22 protein-coding genes and 1 pseudogene are annotated in these 25,228 nt (G+C 68.3%); 21 read left to right on the top strand and 2 right to left on the bottom strand.

The genetic code is table 11. The annotated features are described in order from the left end of the window. Positions 1 to 1,083 carry a Holliday junction branch migration DNA helicase RuvB gene (gene ruvB, locus NA4_RS16260; RefSeq protein WP_067470476.1) on the top strand — a complete coding sequence of 361 codons (1,083 nt, stop codon included), beginning with the start codon at positions 1 to 3 and terminating at the stop codon, positions 1,081 to 1,083. 43 nt (positions 1,084 to 1,126) lie between these two features. Here the strand turns inward: ruvB and NA4_RS43255 are convergent, their stop codons facing one another. Both NA4_RS43255 and NA4_RS16250 read right to left on the bottom strand, forming a co-directional pair. Next, entirely contained in the window at positions 1,127 to 1,690 is a 564-nt protein-coding gene (locus NA4_RS43255; protein WP_067470475.1) for a DivIVA domain-containing protein, read from the bottom strand. A 150-nt stretch (positions 1,691 to 1,840) separates the two neighbouring features. Further along, a complete protein-coding gene (locus NA4_RS16250; RefSeq protein ID WP_084497145.1) occupies positions 1,841 to 2,506 on the bottom strand; it encodes a TetR/AcrR family transcriptional regulator in 666 nt (221 codons plus the stop codon). A 36-nt stretch (positions 2,507 to 2,542) separates the two neighbouring features. Here NA4_RS16250 and NA4_RS16245 point away from each other — a divergent pair, with 36 nt between their 5' ends. From NA4_RS16245 to NA4_RS16155, 20 genes and pseudogenes are all read left to right on the top strand, one after another. Then, positions 2,543 to 4,033, top strand: coding sequence for a flavin-containing monooxygenase (locus NA4_RS16245; protein ID WP_067470474.1), 1,491 nt, complete (start codon positions 2,543 to 2,545; stop codon positions 4,031 to 4,033). A 191-nt stretch (positions 4,034 to 4,224) separates the two neighbouring features. Then, positions 4,225 to 4,593: a preprotein translocase subunit YajC gene (yajC, locus tag NA4_RS16240; protein WP_067470473.1), complete on the top strand. Its 369-nt coding sequence runs from the start codon at positions 4,225 to 4,227 to the stop codon at positions 4,591 to 4,593. Positions 4,594 to 4,713: 120 nt separating this feature from the next. After that, positions 4,714 to 6,393, top strand: a complete 1,680-nt coding sequence (gene secD, locus NA4_RS16235) for a protein translocase subunit SecD (RefSeq protein WP_067470472.1) — start codon at positions 4,714 to 4,716, stop codon at positions 6,391 to 6,393. Positions 6,394 to 6,400: 7 nt separating this feature from the next. Further along, on the top strand, positions 6,401 to 7,636 hold the full coding sequence (secF, locus tag NA4_RS16230; RefSeq protein ID WP_067470471.1) for a protein translocase subunit SecF: 1,236 nt from the start codon (positions 6,401 to 6,403) through the stop codon (positions 7,634 to 7,636). Between the two features lie 22 nt (positions 7,637 to 7,658). Then, positions 7,659 to 9,380: an ABC transporter substrate-binding protein gene (locus tag NA4_RS16225; RefSeq protein WP_067470470.1), complete on the top strand. Its 1,722-nt coding sequence runs from the start codon at positions 7,659 to 7,661 to the stop codon at positions 9,378 to 9,380. 38 nt (positions 9,381 to 9,418) lie between these two features. After that, positions 9,419 to 9,991: an adenine phosphoribosyltransferase gene (locus NA4_RS16220; protein WP_067470500.1), complete on the top strand. Its 573-nt coding sequence runs from the start codon at positions 9,419 to 9,421 to the stop codon at positions 9,989 to 9,991. A 372-nt stretch (positions 9,992 to 10,363) separates the two neighbouring features. Continuing rightward, positions 10,364 to 11,953 carry an ATP-binding cassette domain-containing protein gene (locus tag NA4_RS16215; RefSeq protein ID WP_067470469.1) on the top strand — a complete coding sequence of 530 codons (1,590 nt, stop codon included), beginning with the start codon at positions 10,364 to 10,366 and terminating at the stop codon, positions 11,951 to 11,953. Positions 11,954 to 12,028: 75 nt separating this feature from the next. Then, a pseudogene (locus NA4_RS42615) lies at positions 12,029 to 12,359 on the top strand (NUDIX hydrolase); the annotation flags it as partial. Positions 12,360 to 12,739: 380 nt separating this feature from the next. Beyond that, positions 12,740 to 13,717 (top strand): alkaline phosphatase family protein, encoded by a 978-nt coding sequence (locus NA4_RS16210; RefSeq protein WP_245671413.1) that lies wholly within the window; start codon positions 12,740 to 12,742, stop codon positions 13,715 to 13,717. Positions 13,718 to 14,256: 539 nt separating this feature from the next. After that, positions 14,257 to 16,668 carry a RelA/SpoT family protein gene (locus tag NA4_RS16205; RefSeq protein WP_067470467.1) on the top strand — a complete coding sequence of 804 codons (2,412 nt, stop codon included), beginning with the start codon at positions 14,257 to 14,259 and terminating at the stop codon, positions 16,666 to 16,668. 279 nt (positions 16,669 to 16,947) lie between these two features. Next, complete coding sequence (locus NA4_RS16200) at positions 16,948 to 18,576, top strand: cutinase family protein (RefSeq protein ID WP_067470466.1); 1,629 nt, start codon at positions 16,948 to 16,950, stop codon at positions 18,574 to 18,576. Positions 18,577 to 18,633: 57 nt separating this feature from the next. Next, positions 18,634 to 19,575: a DUF8176 domain-containing protein gene (locus tag NA4_RS16195; protein ID WP_067470465.1), complete on the top strand. Its 942-nt coding sequence runs from the start codon at positions 18,634 to 18,636 to the stop codon at positions 19,573 to 19,575. Between the two features lie 16 nt (positions 19,576 to 19,591). Then, positions 19,592 to 20,467: a MinD/ParA family ATP-binding protein gene (locus NA4_RS16190; protein WP_067470464.1), complete on the top strand. Its 876-nt coding sequence runs from the start codon at positions 19,592 to 19,594 to the stop codon at positions 20,465 to 20,467. After that, entirely contained in the window at positions 20,464 to 21,132 is a 669-nt protein-coding gene (locus NA4_RS16185) for a hypothetical protein (RefSeq protein WP_067470463.1), read from the top strand. Before NA4_RS16190 ends, NA4_RS16185 begins: the two co-directional genes overlap by 4 nt. Before the next feature lie 51 nt (positions 21,133 to 21,183). Continuing rightward, positions 21,184 to 21,480: a hypothetical protein gene (locus NA4_RS16180; RefSeq protein ID WP_040692318.1), complete on the top strand. Its 297-nt coding sequence runs from the start codon at positions 21,184 to 21,186 to the stop codon at positions 21,478 to 21,480. A gap of 8 nt (positions 21,481 to 21,488) precedes the next feature. Then, on the top strand, positions 21,489 to 21,764 hold the full coding sequence (locus NA4_RS16175) for a hypothetical protein (protein ID WP_084497143.1): 276 nt from the start codon (positions 21,489 to 21,491) through the stop codon (positions 21,762 to 21,764). 28 nt (positions 21,765 to 21,792) lie between these two features. Next, positions 21,793 to 22,449: a DUF8175 domain-containg protein gene (locus tag NA4_RS16170; protein WP_245671412.1), complete on the top strand. Its 657-nt coding sequence runs from the start codon at positions 21,793 to 21,795 to the stop codon at positions 22,447 to 22,449. After that, positions 22,446 to 23,258, top strand: a complete 813-nt coding sequence (locus NA4_RS16165) for a DUF8175 domain-containg protein (RefSeq protein ID WP_067470462.1) — start codon at positions 22,446 to 22,448, stop codon at positions 23,256 to 23,258. Before NA4_RS16170 ends, NA4_RS16165 begins: the two co-directional genes overlap by 4 nt. 62 nt (positions 23,259 to 23,320) lie before the next feature. After that, the gene (locus NA4_RS16160) at positions 23,321 to 24,085 is read left to right on the top strand and encodes a DUF8175 domain-containg protein (protein ID WP_157129055.1); all 765 of its coding nucleotides are present in this window, start codon (positions 23,321 to 23,323) and stop codon (positions 24,083 to 24,085) included. Then, positions 24,079 to 25,228, top strand: a 1,150-nt coding sequence (locus NA4_RS16155) for a hypothetical protein (protein WP_067470460.1), incomplete at its 3' end; no start/stop codon positions are given. The genes NA4_RS16160 and NA4_RS16155, both read left to right, overlap by 7 nt.

Genomic DNA, 25,228 nt, shown 5'->3' with positions numbered 1-25,228 from the left:
ATGGACCATCAGGAGGAACCCACCGAATCCCAGGTCAGCGCGAGCTATTTGAGATCCGACGGGGAGATCGAGGCGAGCCTGCGCCCGAAGTCGCTGGACGATTTCATCGGCCAACTCCGGGTTCGCGAACAGCTCACGCTGGTGTTGCGCGGCGCCAAACAGCGCGGCGGCACGCCGGATCACGTCCTGCTGTCCGGACCGCCTGGACTCGGCAAGACCAGCATGGCGATGATCATCGCCGCTGAACTCGGCACCGCTCTGCGGATCACCTCGGGACCCGCGCTGGAGCGAGCCGGCGACCTCGCGGCCATGCTCAGCAACCTCGTCGAAGGCGACGTGTTGTTCATCGACGAGATCCACCGCATGGCACGGCCGGCCGAAGAGATGCTGTACCTGGCGATGGAGGACTTCCGGGTGGACGTGGTCGTCGGCAAAGGTCCCGGCGCAACCTCGATTCCCCTGGATATCGCACCGTTCACTCTGGTCGGCGCCACCACGAGGTCCGGAGCGCTGACCGGCCCGCTGCGCGACCGCTTCGGTTTCACCGGGCACATGGACTTCTACGAGCCCGGCGAGCTGTTGCGCATTCTGCTGCGTTCGGCTCACATCCTCGGCGTCGGCATCGAGGAGGACGCGGCCGCCGAGATCGCGGGCCGCTCCCGCGGTACGCCCCGGATCGCCAACCGCCTGCTGCGCCGGGTGCGCGACTACGCGGAGGTCCGCGCCGACGGCCGGATCACCCGTCCCATCGCGCAGGCCGCGCTGGAGGTCTACGACGTGGACGTACTCGGCCTCGACCGACTCGACCGCGCGGTGCTCGGCGCGCTGGTCCGCAGTTTCGGCGGCGGCCCCGTCGGCGTGTCCACCCTGGCGGTCGCGGTCGGCGAGGAGGCTGCCACCGTCGAGGAAGTATGCGAACCCTTCCTGGTTCGCGCGGGCATGATCGCCAGGACCCCGCGCGGCCGGGTCGCGACGGCCGCGGCGTGGGAGCACCTCGGCCTGGTTCCTCCCCCCGATCTGGTTTTCGGCTCGATCGAAGTGCGCGGCCGCGAGCCGCATCCCACCCTCGACCTCTTCGAATGACTCCGGGCTCCGGCGCCCGCGCCTGATGCGAGCGGGCGCGTGGTCAGCGGCGATTGCGCAGGGCCGCGGCGACCAGATCGAGGAATGCGTCGACCTCATCGGGTTGGTAGCCGCGGGTGCCGAGGCGGGCCTCGGTGAAGCGGACGGTGCAGACGTCGTCGATGGTGAGGCTGCCGGGCCCGCCGTGCGCAAGGGTCGCGGCGACCAGGTCGAGGAACGCGCCGACCTCTTCCTCGTTGTAACCGCGCTGGCCGACGGGAGCCAGGGTGAACCGCATCCGGTGCACGTCGTCGGGGGTGAGCAGGGTGTGTCCGTTGCCGCTCGCCGCCGGCACCGGCCGGACACCGCGCTGGCGGAATTCGAGCTCGACCTGGATCTGATCGAGGTACTCGTCCACCTGGTCGGCGTAGTAGCCGCGCTCGCCGAGCCGCGGCGAGTCGAAGCTGATGTGCCGCAGATCGTCGGCGGTGAGGACACCATGTCCGGCCAGGGTCGCGGCGACCAGTTCGAGGAAGGCGTCGACCTCGTTCGTGCGGTAGCCGCGATGCCCGAATGGCGGGGTCGCGAAACGGGTCCGGCGCACATCCTCGGGTGTCACGCGCGACATTCTGTCAGGCGGGGTGTGCTGCGCCGGTCGAAAGCGAAATTTCGGACTCTGCTGGCCTTTTGCGAACAACGGCCGTTCCTCTGGTGAAGCGTCGGATCGGTGCGCCTCACCCTAGCGCCGGCGATCCGGTCAGGGGGATTGGCACGTTGCTCAGTCCTTGCGGACGCCGTCGACGAGCAGGCGGCGGATCGCGTCGTTCAGCCGGGTGATCGACGCTTCGTCGGGTTCGCGCAGCGAGTACACGATGCCGGCGATGAGCATGCCGGTGACCGCCCGTGCGGTGTTGACAGTGTCCAGGTCCGCACGCAGGTAGCCGAGTTCCACACCGTGGTCCAGATACCCTGCCGTCAGCGCGTCGGCGGTGTCGAGCAGGCCGTACAACCGCTGGGTGAGCTCGTCGTCGATGCCGGTGGCGTGGAACAGCAGCAGCTGGGCCACCCGGCGATCGGCGAGCAGGATCTCGGTGAGGGCGACCCCGATGCGGTCGATCTGCGCGCGGTATTCGTCCAGCGTGCTGGCGGCGTCCGGGGCGTTCTCGGTGCCGAGCGCGGCGATGATGCGCGCGGACAGGTCGTCGATGACGTGGTCGATGATGTCGCGCTTGTTGCTGAAGTAGCGGTAGAAGGTGCCGTGCCCAATGCCCAGCTGGCCTGCGATGTCGGCGATGCCGGTGGCGTGATAGCCCTTCTCCGCGAAGCAGACGAAGGCCGTGTCGATGATCTCCTGGCGCAGTTCGGCCTTGCGTCGCTCCGCACGTGTGGGTGGCTTCGTCACCAGGCTGATGATACAGTCGTCCGAAACGGAATGATATGTCATTCCGTGATAAGAGGTTCAGTTAGCAGGAGGTTCGGCGTGGCGCCTCAATACGACGCGGTTGTGGTCGGTGCGGGGTTCGGGGGAATGGGAGCGGGCATTCAGCTCGACCGGCTCGGCCTGAGCAATTACGTCATCCTCGAACGCGAGGATGATCTCGGCGGTACCTGGCACGTCAACCACTATCCAGGCCTCGCGGTCGACATCGCCTCGGTCACCTACTCCTACTCGTTCGAGCCGAATCCGCATTGGTCGCGGCTGTTCGCGCCCGGCGCGGAGCTGAAGAAATACGCCGAGCACGTCGCCGACAAGTACGGTCTGCGCCGCCGGATGCGCTTCCGCACCGTCGTCGACGGCGCGCGCTGGGACTCCGAACACGAGCAGTGGGTGGTCTCGCTCGCGGGCGGGGAAACCGTCACCGGTCGGTACCTGCTCACCGCGACCGGGTTCCTCTCCCAGCCCTACACGCCGCCGTTCCCCGGCATCGACTCGTTCTCGGGCAAGATCATCCACACCACCGCGTGGGAGGACGACTTCGACCTCACCGGCCGCAAGGCCGCGATCATCGGCACCGGCGCCACCGCCGTGCAGCTGGTACCGGAGGTGGCCAAGAAGGCGCAGGAGCTCACCGTCTTCCAACGCACCCCGATCTGGGTGGTCCCGAAGGTCGACACCGCCATCCCCGCGCCGGTGCGGAAGCTGTTCGAGCGGCTGCCCGCGACGCAGAAGGCGGCGCGAGTGATCAACACCAGCCTGCTGGAGGCGCTGATGGTGGTGGGCGTGCTGCACTTCAGGCAGGCCAAGCTGATGAACAAAGGCGCGGGCGCGCTGGCCAAGGCGCATCTGCGTGCGTCGGTGCGGGACAAGGAGACGCGCAGGCGGCTCACGCCGCACTACGACTTCGGGTGCAAGCGGCCCACCTTCTCCAACCACTACTTCACCACGTTCAATCAGCCGCACGTGCGGCTGGAGACGAACTCGATCGACCACATCGAGCCGGACGGCATCGTCACCGCCGACGGGCACAAGACCGAGATCGACACACTGATCCTGGCCACCGGCTTCAATCTGTGGGACGTGAACTTCCCGGCCATCGAGATCATCGGCCGTGACGGGGTGAACCTCGGAAAGTTCTGGCGGGACAACCGTTTCCAGGCCTACGAGGGCATCACGGTGCCGAAGTTCCCCAACTTCCTCAGCCTCAACAGCCCGTACTCCTACAGCGGCCTGTCCTACTTCACCACCATCGAGGCGCAGATGAAGCACATGGGCAGGCTGTTCGGCGAACTGCGCCGCCGCGGCGAGACCACCTTCGAGGTCACCGAGCGGGCCAACGCCGAGTTCCTGGACCGGGTCACCGACAAGCTCGGTTCCTCGGTCTTCTATGGCGGCGACTGCGCCACCGCGCGCAGCTACTACTTCAATCCGCACGGCGAGGCCGCCCTGCTGCGTCCCACCAGCACGCTCAATGCGCACCGCGAGGCGGTGAGCTTCCCGCTGGACGACTACCTCTACGGCGAGACCGCCTGAGCCGCGTCTCGTCGCCCGTGTCACACACTCGTCGTCGCCCGCCGGCCGCGTGTTGCGGCGGCGGGTCGCCGTGTGACGAAGCTGTTGTAGCTGCCCAGCGGGTGTGCGGGTGTGGCACCCGCGCAGCGAACTGGCAGACTGTGTGGGTACCTGTCCATCCCCACCCACAACACTAGGGACTGACTTCGACGATGGAACTGCTGTTTCCGCTGCTACTGGTAGCCCTGCTCGTACCGATGTTCCTCGGTGTCCGCCGCCAGAAGCGGGAGGCCGAGAAGGTCGCGAGCATGCAGGACAACCTGAAGATCGGCGATCAGGTCATCACCACGTCGGGTCTGTACGGCACCGTGGTCGAACTCGACGACACCACGGTCGACCTCGAGATCGCCGAAGAGGTGGTCACCACGTGGCTGCGCCAGGCCATCCGTGAGGTGCGCGCCGATGACGCGGTGAGCACCGAGGAGACCGGCTCGGACGCCCCCGGCTCCGAGGACTCGGCCGCGACCGACGCCATCGAGGAATCCACCGAGCAGACCGAGACCCGGCTGACCAAGGACTGATCCTTCCGGTCCTGCCGCAACGCGCCGGATGTCGCCGCGGCTCGCCGTCCGCGCACCCGGCGTCGCTGGGGCATGCCCGCTTGTTCCATCCTCGACTTCCTGCCTAGGAGATGACCTACTGTGCCACCTTCCCAGGGATCGGCGCACCCGCTGCGGCTGCTCGGCGCCTATACCGCGCTGCTGGCCGTGGTCTATGCGCTGGTGTTCTTCACCGGTGACAAGTCCCCGACACCGAAGCTCGGCATCGACCTGCAGGGTGGTACCCGGGTCACGCTGTCCGCACGCACGCCGGACGGCAGCAAACCGAGCCAGGACAGCCTGAAGAAGGCGCAGGACATCATCGAGAACCGAGTCAACGGGCTCGGCGTCTCCGGGTCCGAGGTCGTCATCGACGGCGACAACATCGTGATCACGGTGCCCGGCGACGACGGGCAGCAGGCGCGCGCGCTGGCGACGACGGCCAAGCTGTATATCCGTCCGGTGCTGCAGGCCGTGCCCGCGACGGGACGCGGCGCGACACCGCAGCCGTCGCCAGGGCAACCAGCACCCGCGGCCCAGCCCACCACGCCGGAGACGCCGGAGACGCCGGGAACGCCGGAGACGCCGGAGGACAGCCCGGCTCCGCAGCAGCGGGTGTTCCCCGCGCAAGCGCCGACCCAGCCGCCGGCCGACCCGAACCTGACGCCCACCGAAGCGGCCACCAAGGAGATCCAGGCGGCCAAGGCGCTGCGGCAGAGCACCGACCCGGCGGTGCAGCAGACCGCGCTGGCCATGCTGGACTGCACGAAGGCCGATCCGCTCGCGGGCAACGACGATCCGACCCTTCCGCTGGTGACCTGCTCGACCGACGGCACCGAGGTCTTCCTGCTGGACAAGAGCCGCATCGACGGCCAGGAGATCAAGGACGCGACCTCGGGGCTGAACCAGCAGCAGGCCAGGCACGAGGTCTATCTGGACTTCAAGTCCGGCGGCAGCGACGCGTGGGCCGCGCTCACCGGCGAGTACGTCTACAAGCGGGTCGCGTTCGTGCTCGACTCCAAGGTGGTCAGCGCGCCCGTCGTGCAGCAGGGACCGCAGCAGGGCGGCCGCACCCAGATCTCGGGCAATTTCACCGCGACGACGGCCAAGGAGCTGGCCAACACGCTGAAGTACGGTTCGCTGCCGCTGTCGTTCCAGACCTCCGAGGCCGAGACGGTGTCGGCGACCCTCGGCTTGTCCTCGCTGAAGGCCGGCCTGTTCGCCGGCGCGATCGGATTGGCGGTGGTGTTGCTCTACTGCCTCGCCTACTACCGCATGCTGGGTTTGGTCACCGGCCTGTCCCTGCTGATGTCCGGCTTGGCGGTCTACGGCATCATGGTGCTGCTCGGCCGCTGGATCGGCTTCACGCTCGACCTCGCCGGGATCGCCGGTCTGATCATCGGTATCGGCATGACCGCCGACTCCTTCGTGGTGTTCTTCGAGCGCATCAAGGACGAGATGCGCGAGGGCCGTAGCTTCCGTTCCGCGGCGCCGCGCGGCTGGCAGCGCGCCCGCCGGACCGTCTTGTCCGGCAACGCGGTCAGCTTCCTCGCCGCTGCCGTGCTGTACATCCTGGCCGTGGGTCAGGTGAAGGGCTTCGCGTTCACCCTCGGCCTCACCACCATCCTCGACGTCGTCGTGGTCTTCCTGGTGACTTCGCCGCTGGTGTTGCTCGCCTCGCGGACGGCGTTCTGGTCCAGACCGTCGGTGAACGGCCTCGGCGCGATCCAGCAGATCGCCCGCGAGCGGAAGGCGGCCGAGGCCGCCCTCGGGAAGGCGTGAGGACGCGATGACCAACAGTCACACCACCCGGTCGCTCGACAAAGCGAGCCCGGCCGAGGTCACCGACGTATTCGAGGCGGTCACGGAGCCGCAGCCGCCCGAGCACGGCTTCTTCAGCCGCCTCTACACCGGTACCGGCGCCGTCGACGTCATCGGCAAGCGGCGGATGTGGTACCTCATCACCGCCGTCATCGTGCTGATCTCGCTGGGCAGCATGATTTTCCGCGGCTTCAATTTCGGCATCGACTTCGAGGGCGGTTCGCGCATCCAGTTCCCGGCGGGGAACGCGACCACCAGCCAGGTCGAGGACGTCTACCGCGGAGCGATCGGCACCGAGCCGGTCTCGGTGCAGACCGTGGGCACCGGCGGCTCGGCCACCATGCTGATCCGTTCCGAGGCGCTGAACCAGCAGCAGGTGGAGGCGCTGAACAACGCGCTGTTCACCGAGTTCCAGCCGAAGGACTCCACCGGCAAGCCGAGCCCGGCCGCGATCAGCACTTCCGACGTCAGCGAGACCTGGGGCAGCCAGATCACCCGCAAGGCGTTGATCGCGCTGGCGGTCTTCCTCGTGCTCGTGGCCGTCTACATCGCGGTCCGCTTCGAGCCGCACATGGCCATCGCTGCGCTGGCCGCGCTGGTCTTCGACGTCGCCGTCACCGCGGGCGTGTACTCGCTCGTCGGGTTCGAGGTCACCCCGGCCACGGTGATCGGCATCCTGACCATTCTCGGCTTCTCGCTCTACGACTCGGTGGTCGTGTTCGACAAAGTCGAGGAGAACACGCGGGGAATCCTGCACCTGACCAGGCGCACCTACGGGGAGCAAGCCAATCTCGCGGTGAATCAGACGCTGATGCGCTCGATCAACACCGCGCTGATCGGTATTCTGCCGATCGTCGGCCTGATGGTGATCGCGGTCTGGATGCTCGGCGTCGGCACGCTCAAGGACTTGGCGCTGGTGCAGCTGGTCGGCCTGCTGGTCGGCACGTACTCCTCGATCTTCTTCGCGACACCGCTGCTGGTGTCGATCAAGGAGCGCCGGGGACCGGTTGCGGCACATACGAAGAAGGTCTTGGCCAAGCGAGCCGGGGCGGCGGGCGTCCGCGCCGGCGCCGCGGCCGAGCGCAGGGCGAGCATGGCGGCGGGCCGGAACTTCGAGGAGACGCCGCGCAGACAGCGTCCGGCCGGGCAGGCGCCGCGGCCGGGGGCGCGACCGAGCGGAAAACGGCACAAGAGGCGGCACTGACCACCACGAGGCAGGGGGTTTCATGCGACAGCCACGCACGGCGGTACGACTGATCGGGGCACTCGCCGCGGGCACGCTGGCCGCCGGGCTGGTGGCGGGCTGCTCCAGCAAGCACCAGGTGCCGTCGATCGGCTACGCGACCGACGCCACCATCGCCAGCTACAACGGCGGCAGCACGCTCGGCGCGAGTTCCGGCTCCACCGCGGTGTTCTCCCGGGTGCTCACCGGGTTCTTCTACACCGGTCCGGACGGTCAGCAGGTTGCCGATACCGACCTGGGCACCGCCAAGGAGGTACCCGGCGAGTCGCAGACCATCCAGTACCGCCTGAATCCCGACGGGGTGTACTCCGACGGCGTGCCGACCTCGTGCGACGACTTGGTGCTGGTCTGGGCCGCCCGCAGCGGGCGGTTCACCAAGCCCGGTGACCGAGGGCCGGTTCCGCTTTTCGACGCCGCGAGCACCGCCGGTTACGACGACATCGAGCGGGTCGAGTGCCAGCCCGGCTCGCGAGATGCCACCGTCGTATTTCGGCCCGGCAGGCATTACCTGCCGTGGCGCACGCTGTTCGCGGCGGGGGAGTTGATGCCCGCGCACGTCGCGGCCCGGGCGGCAAACGTGCCCAACGTGGTGTCGGCGTTGCAGGCAGGCGATCCGAACGCCGTCGGCAGGCTCGCGGAGTTCTGGAACACCGGCTGGACCATCCCGGCCGACGGCGGGCTCGATAAGGCCCGATTCCCGTCGTCGGGGCCCTACCGCATCGAATCCTTCAGCAGGGAAGAGGGTTTGGTGCTGGTCGCCAACGAGCGCTGGTGGGGCAACAAGCCGGCGACCGGACGTATCGTGGTGTGGCCCAAGAACTTCGATTTGAAGCAGAAGATCGGACAGAACGCCGTCGGCGTGGTCGATATCGGCACCGGCTCGGTGAAAGACGTGAACCTGAGCGGTTTTTCGGTGCACACCGTACCGGGACGCGGCGCCGAGCAGTTGGTGCTGGCGACCGGGGGAGTGTTCTCCTCGGTGCAGGCGCGCCGGGCGTTCGCGCTGTGCCTGCCGCGGCAGGCCCTGTTCGACAGACTCGGGAAGGTCCCGGACGCGCCGAAGTCCGGGCTCGGCTCCGGTCCGCTGAACGCGCATATCATCCAGCAGGATTCGCTGTTGTATCCGGCGGTCATCGGTGCGGCGGACAAGTACTCCGGCGGTGATGTGGCGAACGCGACCAAGGCGGTCGCCGCATCCGGTGCGCCGAACCCGACCGTCCGCATCGGCTACCTGGGTCCGGACGACCGCCGCGCCCAGACTGTCACGATGATCGCCGACGCCTGCAAACCGGCGGGGATCACCGTGGTGGACGCCGGTGCGCCCGATTTCACCCCGTCCCGGCTCACCGAGGGCAAAGTCGACGCGGTCCTCGGCGGCACCGCCTCGGCGCCGGGTCCGGCCGGCTCGATCGAGGCAGTGGCCGCGACCAGCGCGTTGCGTACCGGTAACGGGCTCAATGTCGGACGATTCGGCAACGGCCGTTACGATGCGATCACCGAGCAGCTTGCGGCCGACGGCAATTCGGCCGTACAGCTGAGTCTGCTCACCGAGGCCGAGAACCTGCTGTGGGCGGAGCTGCCGAGCATCCCGTTGTTCGCCACCCCGCGCACGATCGCCTTCGGCAAGGGGCTGCGCAACGGAATCGCCGGCCCCACCCAGGCCGGGTCGGGCTGGAACATGGATCGGTGGGTGCTCGAGCGGTGACAGATGGTGTGGGTGAAAGTGATCATGGAGAGGTGTCGATGAGCAAGCACGCGGCGATCGAGTCCGAAGACGTAGCCACCGAACGGACCACCAAAGCCGCCAAGGCGGTCGATCGTTTGACCCGCTGGCACGACGACTTTCCCACCGCCGGTGTGCGTTTCGCGGATCTGACACCGGTGTTCGCCGACGCCGAGGGCTTCCGTGCCGTGATCGACTGCCTGGCGGCGTGCGCACCTGATGCCGATCTCGTGGCCGGTGTCGACGCCCGCGGTTTCCTGCTGGGAGCCGGTGTCGCGGCGACCCTGGGCACCGGTGTGCTCGCGGTCCGCAAGGCGGGCAAGTTGCCACCGCCGGTGATCAGCCGGGAATTCAGCCTCGAGTACGGCACGGCAGCGTTGGAGATTCCCGCGAACGGCGTCGAGCTGCGCGGTCGCCGCATTCTGCTGCTCGACGACGTGCTCGCCACCGGTGGCACCCTCGCCGCCGCGGCCGAGCTGTTCACAGAGGCGGGGGCCGAGGTCGTCGCCGCGGCGGTGGTGCTGGAACTGAGCTTCCTCGGCGGCCGCGAACGGCAAGGTGACTACTCGCTGACCTCCATCGTGCGGGTCTAGCGCCACGAATCGGCCGGACATCCGCAAGGCGAACGGATTCCGTCGCCTGTGTCCTCGACGGCGGCCGTCATCGGCGGCCCGGTAACGCTGCGGTGCGTCCATAGCAGGCAGCGCGTTCGCTGCCTTGGTCGGCTGCTTCCGATGTCGAGCCGTGGGTTACGGATGGCGGTCGTCGGGACGGGCGACCGGCCTGATATGTGGGACCGCCGATTGATGTGATCCGAATTTCACTGGCGCATCCGCCGTCACTGCGTTTAACCTAGGCAGGTCTTATTCCCGTTGATCGGAGTCATGCCGTTGCTCATCTGAGGTAGCCACTCGGGCGGTCCGCATTCGCGCGCCGCACATCCGTCGCAACCTCTGGGAGTTGGCATGACCAATCTGTCCTTTTCCGATCTCACGTTCTCCTGGCCGGACGGCACCCCCGTCTTCGACGGGCTCGACGCCGTACTCGGACCCGGCCACATCGGCTTGGTCGGCGGAAACGGTGCGGGCAAGTCCACTCTGCTGCGGTTGATCACCGGTCAACTGAAGCCCGCGCGCGGATCCATCACGGTGACCGGGCATCTCGGGTATCTGCGCCAGGACCTCGGTCTGGCCACCGGGCAGCGAGTGGACACCGTGCTCGGCATCGCGGAGATTCGAAAAGCATTGCACCGCATCGAATCAGGCGTCGGCAGCGAAACCGACTTCGACGTGGTCGGCAATCACTGGGACGTGGAGGAACGGGCGCTGGCGCTACTGGCCAGGCTCGGCCTGCACTACGTCGCCGAGTCGGCGCAGCAGCTCGACCGCACGCTCGACACCCTGTCGGGTGGCGAGACCGTCCTGCTCGGACTGGTCGCCGAGCTGCTCGCCGAGCCCGACGTGCTACTGCTGGACGAACCGACGAACAATCTGGACCGGGTGGCCCGCGCACGGCTCTACGACGTGGTCGGGCAGTTCTCCGGCACGGTGCTCACGGTCAGTCACGATCGTGAGCTGCTGGAGCGGATGTCGGCCATCGCGGAGCTGCGCAACGGTGAATTGCGCTTGTTCGGCGGCAATTTCAGCGAGTACGAGCGCATCGTCGCCGCGGAGCAGGAAACCGCCCGCGCGGCCATCCGGGACGCGCGCAGCGACGTGCGCAAGCAGGCGCGAGAGCTCGTCGAGGCACGCATCAAACTCGATCGCCGAGTGCGCTACGGGCAGAAGATGTGGGACCAGAAGCGGGAGCCGAAAATCGTGATGGGCGAACGCAAACGGCAGGCGCAAGTGGCGGCGGGCAAGCTGCGCAACAACCACATCGAGAAGCTGGACACCGCCAAGGAGCAGCTCGAGCAGGCCAAGGAGCTGCTGCGTGACGACCGGGAGATCCGGGTGGACCTGCCGGACACGCGGCTGTATCCGGGCCAGGACGTGATCGAGCTGGATCGGGTGGAGCTGGCCTGTGGTCCGACGGTGTCGTTGCGGGTGTCCGGTCCGGAGCGAATCGCGCTGACCGGCCGTAATGGTGTCGGCAAGACGACGCTGCTGCGCCGCATCGCGCAGCAGGGTCCGAAAGTCCCGTGGCGCATGCTGCCGCAGCGGCTGGATGTGTTCGACGAGCGGCTATCGGTGTTCGAGAACGTCGTGTCGACGGCGCCGCACGCGTCCGCGGAACGGATCCGGGCCCAGCTGGCCCGCTTCCTGTTCCGCGGAGCGGACGCGGACCTGGCCGCCGGGGCGCTGTCCGGCGGCGAACGGTTGCGCGCCGCGCTGGCCATGCTGTTGCTGGCCGACCCGGCGCCGAAGCTGCTGCTGCTGGACGAGCCGACCAACAACCTCGACCTGCCCAGCCTGGAGCACCTCACCCAGGCGCTGGCGGGCTTCGAGGGCGCGTTGATCGTGGTCAGTCACGACCCGCGCTTCCTCGACGACATCGGGGTGACCCGGCGGCTGGAGCTCACCGCCGACGGACTGGCCGAGTCGCTGATGACGTAGGGGCGGCAACATCGTCCGACAGATGGCTCGCAGGCGCCGATGGACCATCTGCCGTCGTGGTCCATCGCGAACGCGGGGGAGTTGGCATTGCCCGGCGTGCTGCTCGCCCGCGTGGAGCGGCTGGCGGCTGCGGCGCGCCGGGCGGTGTGCGTGAAGCTGGGCGTGCCGGATGCCGCGGTCGGTGCGGTAGGGCAGTTGATCACGTTCGATGAGCCGAACCGTGACCCGCGTGGGCACCGACACTCTCGATCGCGATGTGGGCGGTGGTGGGGCCGCAGGGGGATCGGCGCGGTGGGTCGAGTTCGACGAGGTACCCGAATTGGCGTTCGACCACAACCGAATCACCGAGGTAGCCCGCCGCGTGCTGACGCGGTTGCTGTGGAAAGACCTGGCGTTCACCCGGGCTGGCCGAGCACCGGATAGGAGACATTGCGGACCGCCAGGGAGGGCGTAGTTCGGACCGCAGACCGTTGCATACCAACCTTGGGTTTGGACGGACCGTTCCGTTGCAGGTGCCGGCCTGCGGACGCTCGCTGGCGCAATGCGTGTCAAGGCAGGCTCCCGGCATGAGGCTGTCGCGGGCCCGGCGGCCGAGCCGGTCGCGTGCCGGAAATCCGGCGTTCACGGGTCGGACACTCCCAGGGGGCCTTGGATATAGCTGTCCGCTATGCCCTGTTTCTGGCATGTTCAGTGGGGCAACGGGCGGTTGGGGCGCCGATGAAACGTCCATGAACACTCCCACGAACGGCTATCGCGGACCGCGGTCGCACCCGCATGGTTCGCGGTATGAGCCGAACGCAGCTGCTGTCGAAAGCCGTTGCCGTCCTGGCTGCTTCGGTCCTTGCGATGACCGTCGCGGCGGGCGTCGGCGCGGCGGAGGCGCCGGTGGCCAAGGTCGTCGTGATCGGCTTGGACGGGCTGATGTACAGCAAGGTCGAACAGGCGCGGGCGCCGAATCTGTTGCGGCTCAGCGGCGAGGGCCTGCTGAGCCGCTCCTCGATCGCGCCGCATATCACCATTTCCGGTCCGTCCTGGGCCAGCGTGCTCACCGGGGTGTGGGACCGCAAGCACGGCATCACGAACAACCAATTCACCGCCGCGCCGTTCGCGCGGTATCCGACGGTCTTCACCCAGCTCGAACGCGCCCGCCCCCGACTGAAGACCCACTCGATCGCGACCTGGGACCAGATCGCCACCATGACGGGCAGCGGAATCCCGCGCGCCGACGTGGTGGTCTCCACCGCACCCATTCCGGACGACCAGGACGAATCCAGGACCGACGCCGCCACCGCCGCGGCAGTGGCCGGCGCCATCGGCAAGTTCGCGCCTGACCTGGTCTTCACGCACCTGGACCAAGTGGACCGCGCCGGTCACGAGTTCGGCGGCGCGTCACGCGCCTACCTCGACGCCGTGACGCGCGTAGACGCCCTGGTGGGCCGGATCGTCGCCGCCGTCGACGCCCGCGCCGCCGCGCACCCGGCCGAGCGGTGGACCATACTCGTCACGGCCGATCACGGTCACACGCCGAAAGGCGGGCACGGCGCCCAATCGCCAGATGAGACAACAAATTTCGTCATCGCCCGAGGGCCCGATTTCCGGTCCGGCACCACGAGCACCCGGGCAACCCTGGTCGACATCACCCCGACGGTGCTCGACATCCTCGAGGTGGCCCAGCCCTCCGACCTGGACGGCCGCTCCCTCCGGCCCGACCCGGCAGCTACCAGGTCGCCGGCGACCGAACCCGAGCCCGCCGAGGTTCGCTGATCACACCACCGACCGGTCCCGGAATACCAGAGTGCTGAGCGCCGGCGACGTCGCTGAACGCGGCGGGATCGCCCAAGCGGCCGATCGGTGCACTCCGCCTCGGATTGTTCGACAGCACGCGTCGGCACGTTCGGAGCAGAGTTCGTCTTCGACGCGCCGCGTCGCGCCCGCGACGTGTCTCGGACCGAACTGCGTGTCCCGGCGTTGACCGGCCTCGACGCCGGGACCGCGGCGATCCCTGGCCCACGCGGCGACCCGTACCGGCGAACAGTCCTGTTCACGCTGGTAGAGCGCAGTCGGACAGCCGCGTTGGCAGCGCACACAGGGGACGGGCGGCCCCGGGCGTGTCTGTTACGTGACGATTGGTGCGCGTGCCTGGACCTGCACCGAGAGCATGTCCGCTACTGGTCCGGAGACCGCCGCGGGCGCGCCACGTCAGCTGTGCGGCACGTTCGCCCTTCGGCCGGACTAAAGTGGTGGTCCGGGAGGTTGCACCGGTCGGATAGGGTGTTCCGATCGAGGCGCGGAGAGGTGGTGGCATGACTCAGCATCTGGGCGAGGCGAAGGTCGAGCAATCGACATCGGGCCCCCAGCCGAACGGTGCCTCGGCCGCCTCCGACGGCGCGCAGCCCACGAAGCAACCGGCAGCCGCGAACACGTCGCCTGTGCGTCAGCCCGGCACCACCGCCGCCGTCCCGACCTCGGCTTCGCGCCGGGTACGGGCCCGCCTGGCCCGCCGCATGACCGGTCAGCGCGGCATCGCGGCGGTCAAGCCGGTGCTGGAACCGCTGGCCACCGTGCACCGCGAGCTCTACCCGAAGGCGAACCTCACGCTGCTGCAGCGCGCGTTCGACGTGGCCGACGAGCGGCACAAGCATCAGTTCCGCAAATCCGGCGACCCCTACATCACCCATCCGCTCGCCGTGGCCAACATCCTGGCCGAACTCGGGATGGACACCACCACGCTGGTGGCCGCGCTGCTGCACGACACCGTCGAGGACACCGGCTACAGCCTGGAGCAGCTCACCCAGGATTTCGGCTCCGAGGTCGCACACCTGGTCGACGGTGTCACCAAACTGGACAAGGTCAACCTGGGCGCGGCCGCCGAGGCGGAGACCATCCGCAAGATGATCATCGCGATGGCGCGCGACCCGCGCGTGCTGGTGATCAAGGTCGCCGACCGGTTGCACAACATGCGCACCATGCGTTTCCTGCCGCCGGAGAAGCAGGCCAAGAAGGCCAAGGAGACCTTGGAGGTCATCGCGCCGCTGGCCCATCGCCTCGGCATGGCGACGGTGAAGTGGGAGCTGGAGGACCTCGCCTTCGCGATTCTGCATCCGAAGAAGTACGACGAAATCGTCCGACTTGTCGCCGACCGTGCGCCCTCACGCGATACCTACCTGGCGAAGGTGCGCGCCGAGATCGTGAACACGCTGGCCGCCTCCCGGATCAACGCGATCGTCGAGGGCCGCCCGAAGCACTACTGGTCGATCTACCAGAAGATGATCGTCAAGGGGAAGGACTTCGACGACATCCACGACCTGGTCGGCATTCGCATCCTCTGCGACGAGGTGCGCGACTGCTACGCGGCCGTCGGCGTCGTGCACTCGCTGTGGCAGCCGATGGCGGGCCGGTTCAAGGACTACATCGCCCAGCCGCGCTACGGCGTCTACCAGTCCCTGCACACCACGGTGGTCGGGCCGGACGGCAAGCCGCTGGAAGTGCAGATTCGCACCCAGGACATGCACCGCACCGCGGAGTTCGGCATCGCCGCGCACTGGCGCTACAAGGAGACCCGCGGTAAGCACTCCAACGACACCGCCGAGGTCGACGACATGGCGTGGATGCGTCAGTTGCTGGACTGGCAGCGTGAGGCCGCCGACCCGGCCGAGTTCCTGGAGTCGCTGCGCTTCGACCTGAAGTCGCCGGAGATCTTCGTCTTCACACCGAAGGGCGACGTCATCACGCTGCCGCAGAAGTCGACGCCGGTCGACTTCGCCTACGCCGTGCACACCGAGGTCGGGCACCGCTGCATCGGCGCCCGGGTGAACGGGCGCTTGGTCGCGCTGGAGCGCCAGCTGGAGAACGGCGAGGTCGTGGAGGTGTTCACCTCCAAGGCGCAGAACGCGGGACCCAGTCGCGACTGGCAGAACTTCGTGGTGTCCCCACGCGCCAAGGCGAAGATTCGCCAATGGTTCGCCAAGGAGCGGCGTGAGGAGGCCCTGGAAAGCGGCAAGGAGCAGATCTCCAAGGAGGTCCGCCGCGTCGGGCTGCCGCTGCAGCGGTTGATGAGTGTCGACGCGATGACCGCGGTGGCGCATGAACTGCACTACAGCGACATTTCCACGCTCTACACCGCGGTCGGCGAGCACCAGGTCTCCGCGCACCACGTGGTGCAGCGGCTGATGGCCCAGCTCGGCGGCATCGGCGACGTGGAGAACGAGCTGGCCGAGCGCTCCACGCCGTCGACGACGCCGAGCAGGCAGCGGGTCACCGGCGACGCGGGCGTGCTGATCCCCGGTGCGTCCGGCACGGTCGCCAAGCTGGCGAAATGCTGCACTCCGGTGCCCGGTGACGAGATCATGGGCTTCGTGACCCGCGGTGGCGCGGTGAGCGTGCACCGCACCGACTGCACCAATGCCGGGTCGCTGCGTGAGCAGGCCGAACGCATCATCGACGTGTCCTGGGCGCCGTCGCCGTCCTCGGTGTTCCTGGTCGCCATCCAGATCGAGGCACTGGATCGCACCCGCCTGCTGTCCGACGTGACGAAGGTGCTGGCCGACGAGAAAGTGAACATCCTGTCCGCATCGGTGGCCACGCACGGCGACCGGGTGGCGATCAGCAAGTTCACCTTCGAGATGGGCGACCCGAAACATCTGGGGCACTTGCTCAATGTGGTGCGCAACGTCGAAGGCGTCTACGACGTCTATCGCGTCACGTCCGCGGCCTGACCGGTCGGTGTAGTTCTCCCGAGTATTGCTGTCGATCAGCCAATGCCCCAAGCCGTTTCGGGTGGCGGTGGTCGGCCGATTTTCCGGCGTTGTCCTACACTGCGGGCCATCGGAAACTTGCCGGGTCGTTCCCAGGGGCGCGCCACGGCGTGTCTCGTACAAATCGGTGTTTCGCGGAAGATTTCCGCCGATGCGGCGGTAATAGCCGGAATCTGTTACGGTCTATGGCGTTTCATGGCGTTGAGGGTAGTGCGGCAAACGACTTGATTGCGGATCGCTATGACTGGATACACGGCACGAGTCACGGGGATGCTGGTCGCATTCGCCGTGGCTGTGGCGACCGCCGGAGTCGCTGCGGCGCAGCCGCCGAATCCCGCCGGCCCCTCCACGAACATCTCGATCGCGACCTGTCCTGCCTTGTACGCCTTGGGGATTCAAGGCACCGGTGAATCCTCGCCGGACGCCGCGCCCAGCACCGACACCGGCATGCTCTCGACGGTCTTCCGGCCCATGCTGGCCAAAGCGCCCGACGCCGGTCTGGTCGACCGCGCTTACGTGCCATACGAATCCGGCTTCGGTGGTGCGACAGCCGGTGGCGCCGTGCCGTACTCGGAGTCGGTAGCCGGCGGCCTCGCCCGTTTGCGGAACATGGCCGCGACCGTCGCCGACACCTGCCCGAACACCCGCTTCGCGATCGTCGGCTACTCCCAGGGCGCCCACGTCGCGTCGGTGTTCGCCCAGGAGATCGGCCACGGCCAGGGCGTGCTGTCCGCCGAGAAGGTCGCCGCGGTGGCCTTGTTCGGCGATCCGACCCGCAACCCGGGCGCGCCGCTGTTTCCGGGCGCACCGGGCAAGGCGACGCCGGACGCCGCGCCGGGAACCTCGGGCGATCGGCTCGTGTCCCTCGCGGCTCTTCCGCTGACGCCGGCCAGCGGCGGCGGCATCGGACCGGAGCGAGACCAAGCCGCCAACTTCGGCGCGCTCACCGGTCGCGTCGCGAGCTTTTGCGCGGCGGGCGATCTCGCCTGCGACGCCCCGGAGGGCGCACCCGTCCTGAAGGCGGTCGCCAACCTCGTCGGCCAGTCCAAGCTCAGCGGCGGCGACCCGATCGCCTCGCTGGTGTCGATCGCGCAGGCGCTGGCGTTCAGCTCGATCAAGACCGCTACCGAGGTGGTCAACGAGGACGTGCAGGGCAATTCGCTGGCGACCCTGTCGATCTCGCCGAAGAAGTCGATCTCCCAGCGCCTCGCCGACGCCTCGGATCCGCGCACCCCCCTGGATCTGCCCGGCGCGCTGCAGGCCGTGCTCAAGATCGGCATGATCGGGTTGAACGCCGTGGTCACGGTGGTCAGGACGATCATCAGTCCGGCGGCCATCTCCGAGCTGGCCACCGCGGGCCTGTCCAACCCGCCGGTCGCGCTGCTGTCGCTCGGCGCGAAGCTGCTCGGCGCCATCCCGCAGCTTGTTCCGCCGACGACCGGCGCCCGGTTGGTCACGCAGGCGTTCGACGCGGTGGTGCAGAACATCACCGACAACAGCGAGCTGCTGAACACGACCACGTGGGTGCGCTACTGGGACACCATCCAGCGACACACCGCTTACAACAGTGCGACCGTCTCGGCGAACGGTGCCGCTCCCACTCACTTCGTCGCCGAGTGGTTCGCGGCCGTCGCGCGCGACATCGCCGACGCTTTCGGCAGCAGTGCCACGCCGCGTGCGGTGCTGGAGAAGCAGCCGACCGGATTCTTCGGCGACAGCTCCGGCGCGTCGCCCACGCCGAGTTCGTCCGGTACGGGACAATTTCCGTTCGGGACAGGAGCCGATGGCGCCTCATCCGGCGGCGTGACATCGATTCCGCCCACCGACCGACCCGGCACACCCAACACCTACCCGTTCTCCACGAACTGATCGCCGAGAGGGTCCGACGATGCGATACTGCGTGCCCTGCTCTGCGGGAATGGGGGAATGTTGAAGTCGTACAAACAGCTTTCCCGCTGGTACGGCGCATTGGAGCCGGAAGCCGGTGCCCCGGAAGCCCGAGACCGCAGTGCGGGGAACACCATCCTCCCTGCGGAGGACGACGGCCCCGCTCGGCGCTACATCCGCGACGAGGACGAAACGCCGCAGCGCAGGACCGACGACGCCCCGGCGGACCTACCCGCGCAGCGCAGCGAATTCACCGGGGGCTGGTCGGATTGGGTGGTCAGCGGTCGGGCGCCCGGTCCCGACGACGACTACGTCGCGCCGCGGCAGGCCGATCCGGCACGGATCCCGTGGGCCGGCGACGAGACCGATGAGGTCGACCGACCGCGTCCACGCGTGTCGCGGGCACTGCGCCAAGCCGCCCGCGACCATCCCGCCATGCGCAGGGCCCGCATCCTGATCATCGTGATCGCGGCGGTGCTGGTGCTGGCCGTGGCCGCCGTGTGCGTGCTGGTCGTGGTGCGTGCGGCGGCCGATCGCGCAGCAGCGTCGCGAGACTCGCGCGGGCCCGCATCGGTGCAGCTCACCGTCGGCAGTGCGCAGGCGGCCGGCGCGGGCGCTTGCCCGACCGAACGCAGCGAGGCGATCGTGCGCAGCGCGGAGGCGGGTGGGACGACCTCCGGGCCGGACGCGGTGCTGCTGTTCCAGTACGCGTATTACGTCGAGCGTTCCGGGGAGCGCGCCAGGACGGCGGTCGCGCCGGACGCCGGCGTCCAGCCCGCGTGGGTCATCCAACGGGGTATCGATACCGTCCCGGCAGGCACCACGCATTGCGTGCGGATCGTGACGATCGGTGACAACCGGTATTCGGTGGAGATCACCGAATACCGGCCCGGCGGTGTACCCGCCACGTACAACAGGCAGATGGTCACCACCGCGGTGATCGGCGGTCGCACCCTCATCACGGGTATCGCGGCCGGATAAAAGGAGAGCAGAGGCGATGGGAGAGGACTGGAGCCGCTGGCTCGACGAGGCGCCCGGGGCGGGCGAATCGTCGGGTCGGCCGGTGCGCTCCAAGGCTCCGGTGGTGCGGTTGCGGCGCGACAGGGATGAGGGGTCAGGGGCGGATCGTTCCGCGCAGCGGTCGATTCTGGTGGTCGGCGGGTGCGGTGGCGCGGGCACCACCACGACGGCATTGGGTCTGGCGGGTGAGCTCGGCACGGGTGGGACGCCGACGGTCGCGGTGGACGCGACCTCGGCGGGCAGCGATCTCGCACTGCGCGGGGCGGACGAGCATCTGCACCCGATCAGCCTGCAGTCCTGGTTGTACGGTCGCGGTGGCGACGAGCCCGCGCCGTTGAAGGAATGCCTGTCGCGCGCGACGTCGGGCATCGGACTGCTGTGGCGCGATGCCGAGCCGCTGCGCAGGCGTGCGACGTATCTCACGGTCGCCCGCGCGGTGCGCGACGCGGGATACACCGCGGTCTACGACGGAGGGCATCCGATTGCCGCTAGGCAACTGCTGCCCTTGCTCGACGACGCGGATGTGGCTCTGGTGCTGACGATTCCGGCGCGCAACGACGCGGCCAACCGGTTGCGGGTCGCACTGGAATGGCTCGACGACCAGTTCGGCGACACCGCCGAGGGAGATGGCGGCGTCGTGGGCGACGCGACCATCGTCGTCTCGCACCAGTATCCGGACGGGGACTCGCGGGTAGCGGATCATTTGCGCGAGCACCTCTCCGGATGGGTTCGCGACATCAGGGAGATTCCGTACGATCCACACCTGGCCCGTGGTGAACTCGTGCGGCACGCCTCACTGGCCGCCGAGACGCGCCGGGCATATGCGCGTCTGCTCGCCGGGGTGGCATCATGACCGCCGCCATGATTTTTCCGCGTCAGCCCGACCCCGATCCCGCGCCCGCCGGTGTGATCGCCCCGCCGGAGGGGCGTCGTGCCGCCATCTGGGACCGACCGGTGCCCGGCGTCGGCCGCGCGCCGCTGGTCTGGCTGCTGGGTGTGCACGGCGGGGCCGGAGCCAGTACCCTCGCGCATGTGCTTGCGCCCGCGGCGGATTCGGGCCGCCGCTGGCCCGGCGTCTTCGACCGCGAGAGCCCGTTCGTCGTCCTCGTCGCCAGAGAGACCATCGGCGGGCTGTCCCGTGCGCACGACCTGCTGCGCCAACATCTTTCGGGCTTCGCGGGCCCTTCCGAGGTGCTCGGCCTGATCACGGTCGCCGCGCGTCCCGGCAGGATGGCTCCGGAGATCCGGCGTTACCGCGACGTGGTCGGCTCGCTGGCCGGACAGGTGTGGCAGGTGCCGTGGTACGAGGAATGGACACTGGTCGAGCCGGAGCAGCTGCCGGTGTGGTCGCCCGGCGATCCGCTGCCACCGAAGAAGCGCAAGCTCGATCTGCTGGAGGAAGTCCCGCTCGACGTCCGGGAGCTCGGCGCCGACATCGTCGCGGCCGCTCGGACGGCACTGGAGGAGGCCACCTTCGATCGCCGGGGTCCAGATCTGCGGAAGCCGCCAGATCAGTGAACGTACGCATCGAATCGGCGACAGCACACCACTATTCGAGAAAGGCACCCGATGAGCATGATCCTCCTCGCCGTGCAGGACACGTACGGCACCGTACTCGCGCAAGTCGGTAATCCGACGCCCGAGGCGCCTCCCGGCTCGGAGAAGATCCTGCAGCTGGTGCGGTATCTCACCTGGTTCGTCCTGCTGTCGGGGATCTGCGGCATCACCTACGCGGGCGGCAAGTTCGCGTGGGAGAAGTGGACCGGCGGCGGTCTGGAATCGCCGAAGATGGTGGCCGGAGCGATGATCGGCGGCGTGGTCGCCACCAGCGCAGGCACCATCATGAACGCCGTGATCGGCACCTGAGGTCCGCGATGAGTACCGTGCGCATGACGGCCGCCGAATCGCTGGCCTACAAACGGATGCCCGCCGAAGTCCTCGCACCGCTGATGCAGTTGCTGAACTGGCTGTTGTGGTTCGTGCTGCTGGTGTGCCTGGCCTGGATGATCGTGTCGGCAGGGAAGCTGTGGCTGACCTTCCGCAGCGATCTGGCCATGAACGACGCCTCGCACGGTGTGCTGATGAGCCTGCTTGGTGCTGTGGTGGCGAGCACGGCGTCGGGGATCGCCCTGGCGTTCCTGCCCGCGTGAGCCGCAACGGGATGGGGACGACGCGGGAATGACTTCCACGGTAATGCGGCCGGCGGACGGCACCGGGTGGCGGTGCGACATCCGCCTGCCCGCGGCCGGATTCGTCGGTGCCGCGCTGCTGGCGGCGGCGGTCGGCTGCGGCGGTGGCGACGACACGGGCGGACCGGATCTGGCCGCGTCTCCGACCAACGTGCGCTGGCAGCCGTTCCAGGGCGTGCCACTGCCGGTCACCGACCAGGGCCCGAAGTCGACGGCTGACGGCGCGGCAACCGGTTTCGAGCATTCGCCGCGCGGCGCCGGCATCGCCGCGGTCACCCACTCCGTTCGGCTGGCGGTGGCCGCCGATACCCAGTGGGCGAAAGTGGCTGCGCGGGAAGTGGTTCCGGGCCCGGCCAAGGACGAGTGGGCGATCAATCGGGTGCAGCTGTCGATCACCGGCCCGGCGAGCCCCGAGTTCGCGCCAAGGCTGCTCGGCTACAAGATCACCGGATACACCGAGCAGAACTCCACCGTCGATGTGTACACCGAGTATTCCGACCGGTCCACGGCGGTGCACCACACCGCCGTCGAGTGGTTCGGCGAGGACTGGAGATTACGACTGCCCGACCCCGGCTCGACCGCACGACCCATCGACTCGATCGACGCATTACCCACGGACATCGTGAAATTGGAGGCACCGACGTGAGCGACAACGAGTCGTACACGCGCGATCGTGTCTCCTTCGGTGTCGTCGCGTCCGCCGCCGTGCTGGCGCTCATCGTGGTCGTCGGCATCTTCGTGTTCGTCGGCCGCGACGACGAAGGCGTTGGCGGCGCTCCGGCCGTCACGGCAGGTTCCGGGGGCACCGGTTTCGCCAGCCCCGATGTGGACATCTTCGGCAGGCGCGTCGATGTACCGAACAGCGGGCCGGGACAACCGCTTCCGCAGGATCCGGCGCGGCAGCGCAAGCCGACCGACCCGGACTGGCTGACCGCGGCGCCGGAAGGCACCACCGAGCCGCACGGCTGGCAGCGGGTGTACGGCGCCTCGGTGCCCTTCTCCACCTCCGACGGGCCCACCCGCATCGAGGACGACCTGGCCGTCGGGTACTCGCACACCCCCCAGGGTGCGGTGCTGGCGGCGGCGCAGATCACCTACCGGCTCAACGCTCGCCCCGCCCACCGTGACCTGTATGTGCGCCAGGTCCGGGTCTCCGCGCAGCAGATCGCCGCCTATGACAAGGCGCTGGCCGACGACCGCCTGCCCGAGCAGCAGCCGGAGACGGTCACGCAGTACTTCGTCGCCTCCGACGCGTTCAAAGTCGATGATTACGCCGACGATCTCGCCATCGTCCGCCTCGCCACCAGGGGGCCGGTGGTGGACGGCAAACAGCTGTGGGCGGCGACCCGCCTGGTCATGGTGTGGGACGCGGGTGACTGGCGCCTCAAGCCCGCGACCACCACCAATGCCCAGACCGAGTACGTCGAGTCGTTGCAGGGGTGGACGAAATGGTGAGCCGTAGAAGGTCTTCGGATCGCATGCCGCCGGCTGTGCTCGGCGCGGTTGCGGTACTCGCGGTGGCGGTGGCCGCAGTCGTAACGGTGGTTGCTGTTCGGGACGACGCCGCGCCGCAGGGGCCGCAGACGACAACCGCATCGGAGAACAGTTCTGGAGGGCCGACTTTCGCGTCCTCATTCGTAGGTTCTGATAAGGACTCCTTCGGGCATCGTTTCGATATTCCGAACGATCCAGCCGGGCAGGCGCTGTCGCAGTCGGGCTCGCCACGCACGCCGACCGATCCGGAGTGGCAGACCGGCGCGCCGGGCGGGACGAACCAGCCCGGCGGCTGGCAGCAGGTATACGGCGGGCCGATCATTCCTTTCTCGACGACCGATGGACCGGTGCGTATCGACAACGGCGTGCCGTCGGGATTCGCCAAGACCCCGCAGGGCGCCGCGCTGGCCGCCGAGCAGATCTACTGGCGGACCGTGGCCCGGCCGACTGACAACGCACTGTGGCAGCAGTTGGTGATCCTCACTCCCGAGGAGCTCGCCGATCGGGAGCGCAAGATCGCCGGGGGAAAGGTTCCCAACGTCTTGCCGGAGAGTGTCAAACCGCTGTTGTACGCATCCCACGCATTTCGAATCGAAAGCTATGGTGACGATTTCGCTGTTGTTCGTATCGCTCGCAAGACCCGGGAGTTTCTGCACGGCGGGCGAAGTTGGGTGGCCATGAGACTCAACGTGGTATGGCGTGACGGTGGCTGGAGACTGAAGTCGTCCGCGGGCGACGCACAGCCGCTCGAGACGATCGGTTCGATCGATGGGTGGACACAATGGTGAGGCGGCTAGTCACAATCCTCGCGGTCATCTTCACAGTGATGGTCGCGACTCCGACCGTGGCCTACGGCCAGACGTACGGCTTCGACGATACGTGCAACGAAATCCACGACTCTCTGGACGGCCTCGGGCTGCCGGGCTTCACTCTCGGTGACGCAGCCTCCGCCGCGTGCAAGGCGGGCAATGTCGCCGCGCATCCCGACCAGGCGGCGGGGGCGGTCAAGGACAAGGCCTGGGACTCGACGTTCGGCAAGGTGGTCGACTCGCTGATGAACGGCCTCGGCGAGGCCATCATCCTGGCGTTGACCTTCTGGATGAAGGTGCCCAACGAGGCGGTCAGCGATTCGGGCTCGCTGTTCACGAAGATCAACGACTACACCTATCAGGCGCAGATCTTGCTGCTGATCGCGTCGGTGATCATTTCCGGCGCGCGATTGGCCGAGGCGAGACGCGGAGCCGTGATGAACGAGGCGGCCGAGTCGTTCCGGATGTTCACCCGCGTGGTGTTCAGCTCCTGGATGCTCGGCGCCGTGATCGTGGCCGGCACGCAGGCCTCGGATCGGTTCGCGGAGTGGATCATCAGCGACTCGACCAACGGCAATGCCAAAGACCTCGCCGAGCTGATGGTGAAAACCAGTAAGCTGCAGGCCTTTTCGCCCGGGTTGGTGCTGATCATCGCGATCGTCGGCCTGCTCGGCGCGCTGGCGCAGATCGTGCTCGCCATTGTCCGCCAAGGCCTGCTGGTGATCGCGGCTGGAGTGCTGCCGCTGGCGGCGGCGGCCTCGGGCATGAACGTGGGCAAGCAGTCCTATCAGAAGCTGATCGGCTGGATCATCGCCTTCATGCTGTGGAAACCGGTGGCGGCGATCGTCTACATGATCGCCTTCACCACCGCGGGCCACGTCGACACGCTCACCCCGACCGGTGGCCTGCCCGACGGCGAGCAGGCCCAGCGCATGCTGGTCGCGATCGTGCTGCTGTGCAGTGTGGCGTTCGTGCTGCCCGCGCTGATGCGGCTGGTCACCCCGGCCGTCGCGATCGTCGGCAGCGGTGGTTCCGGTCTCACCGCCACCGGCGGCACCTTGCTCGCGGTGGCGGGCCTGGGTGCCATGGGTACCAAGGCCGTTGGGGTCAAGGGCGCCGCGG

This window comes from Nocardia amamiensis NBRC 102102 (assembly GCF_001612745.1).
GTDB lineage: Bacteria > Actinomycetota > Actinomycetes > Mycobacteriales > Mycobacteriaceae > Nocardia > Nocardia amamiensis.
Note: the sequence above shows the minus strand (reverse complement) of the source record. Positions and strands in the feature narration are given on the sequence as shown.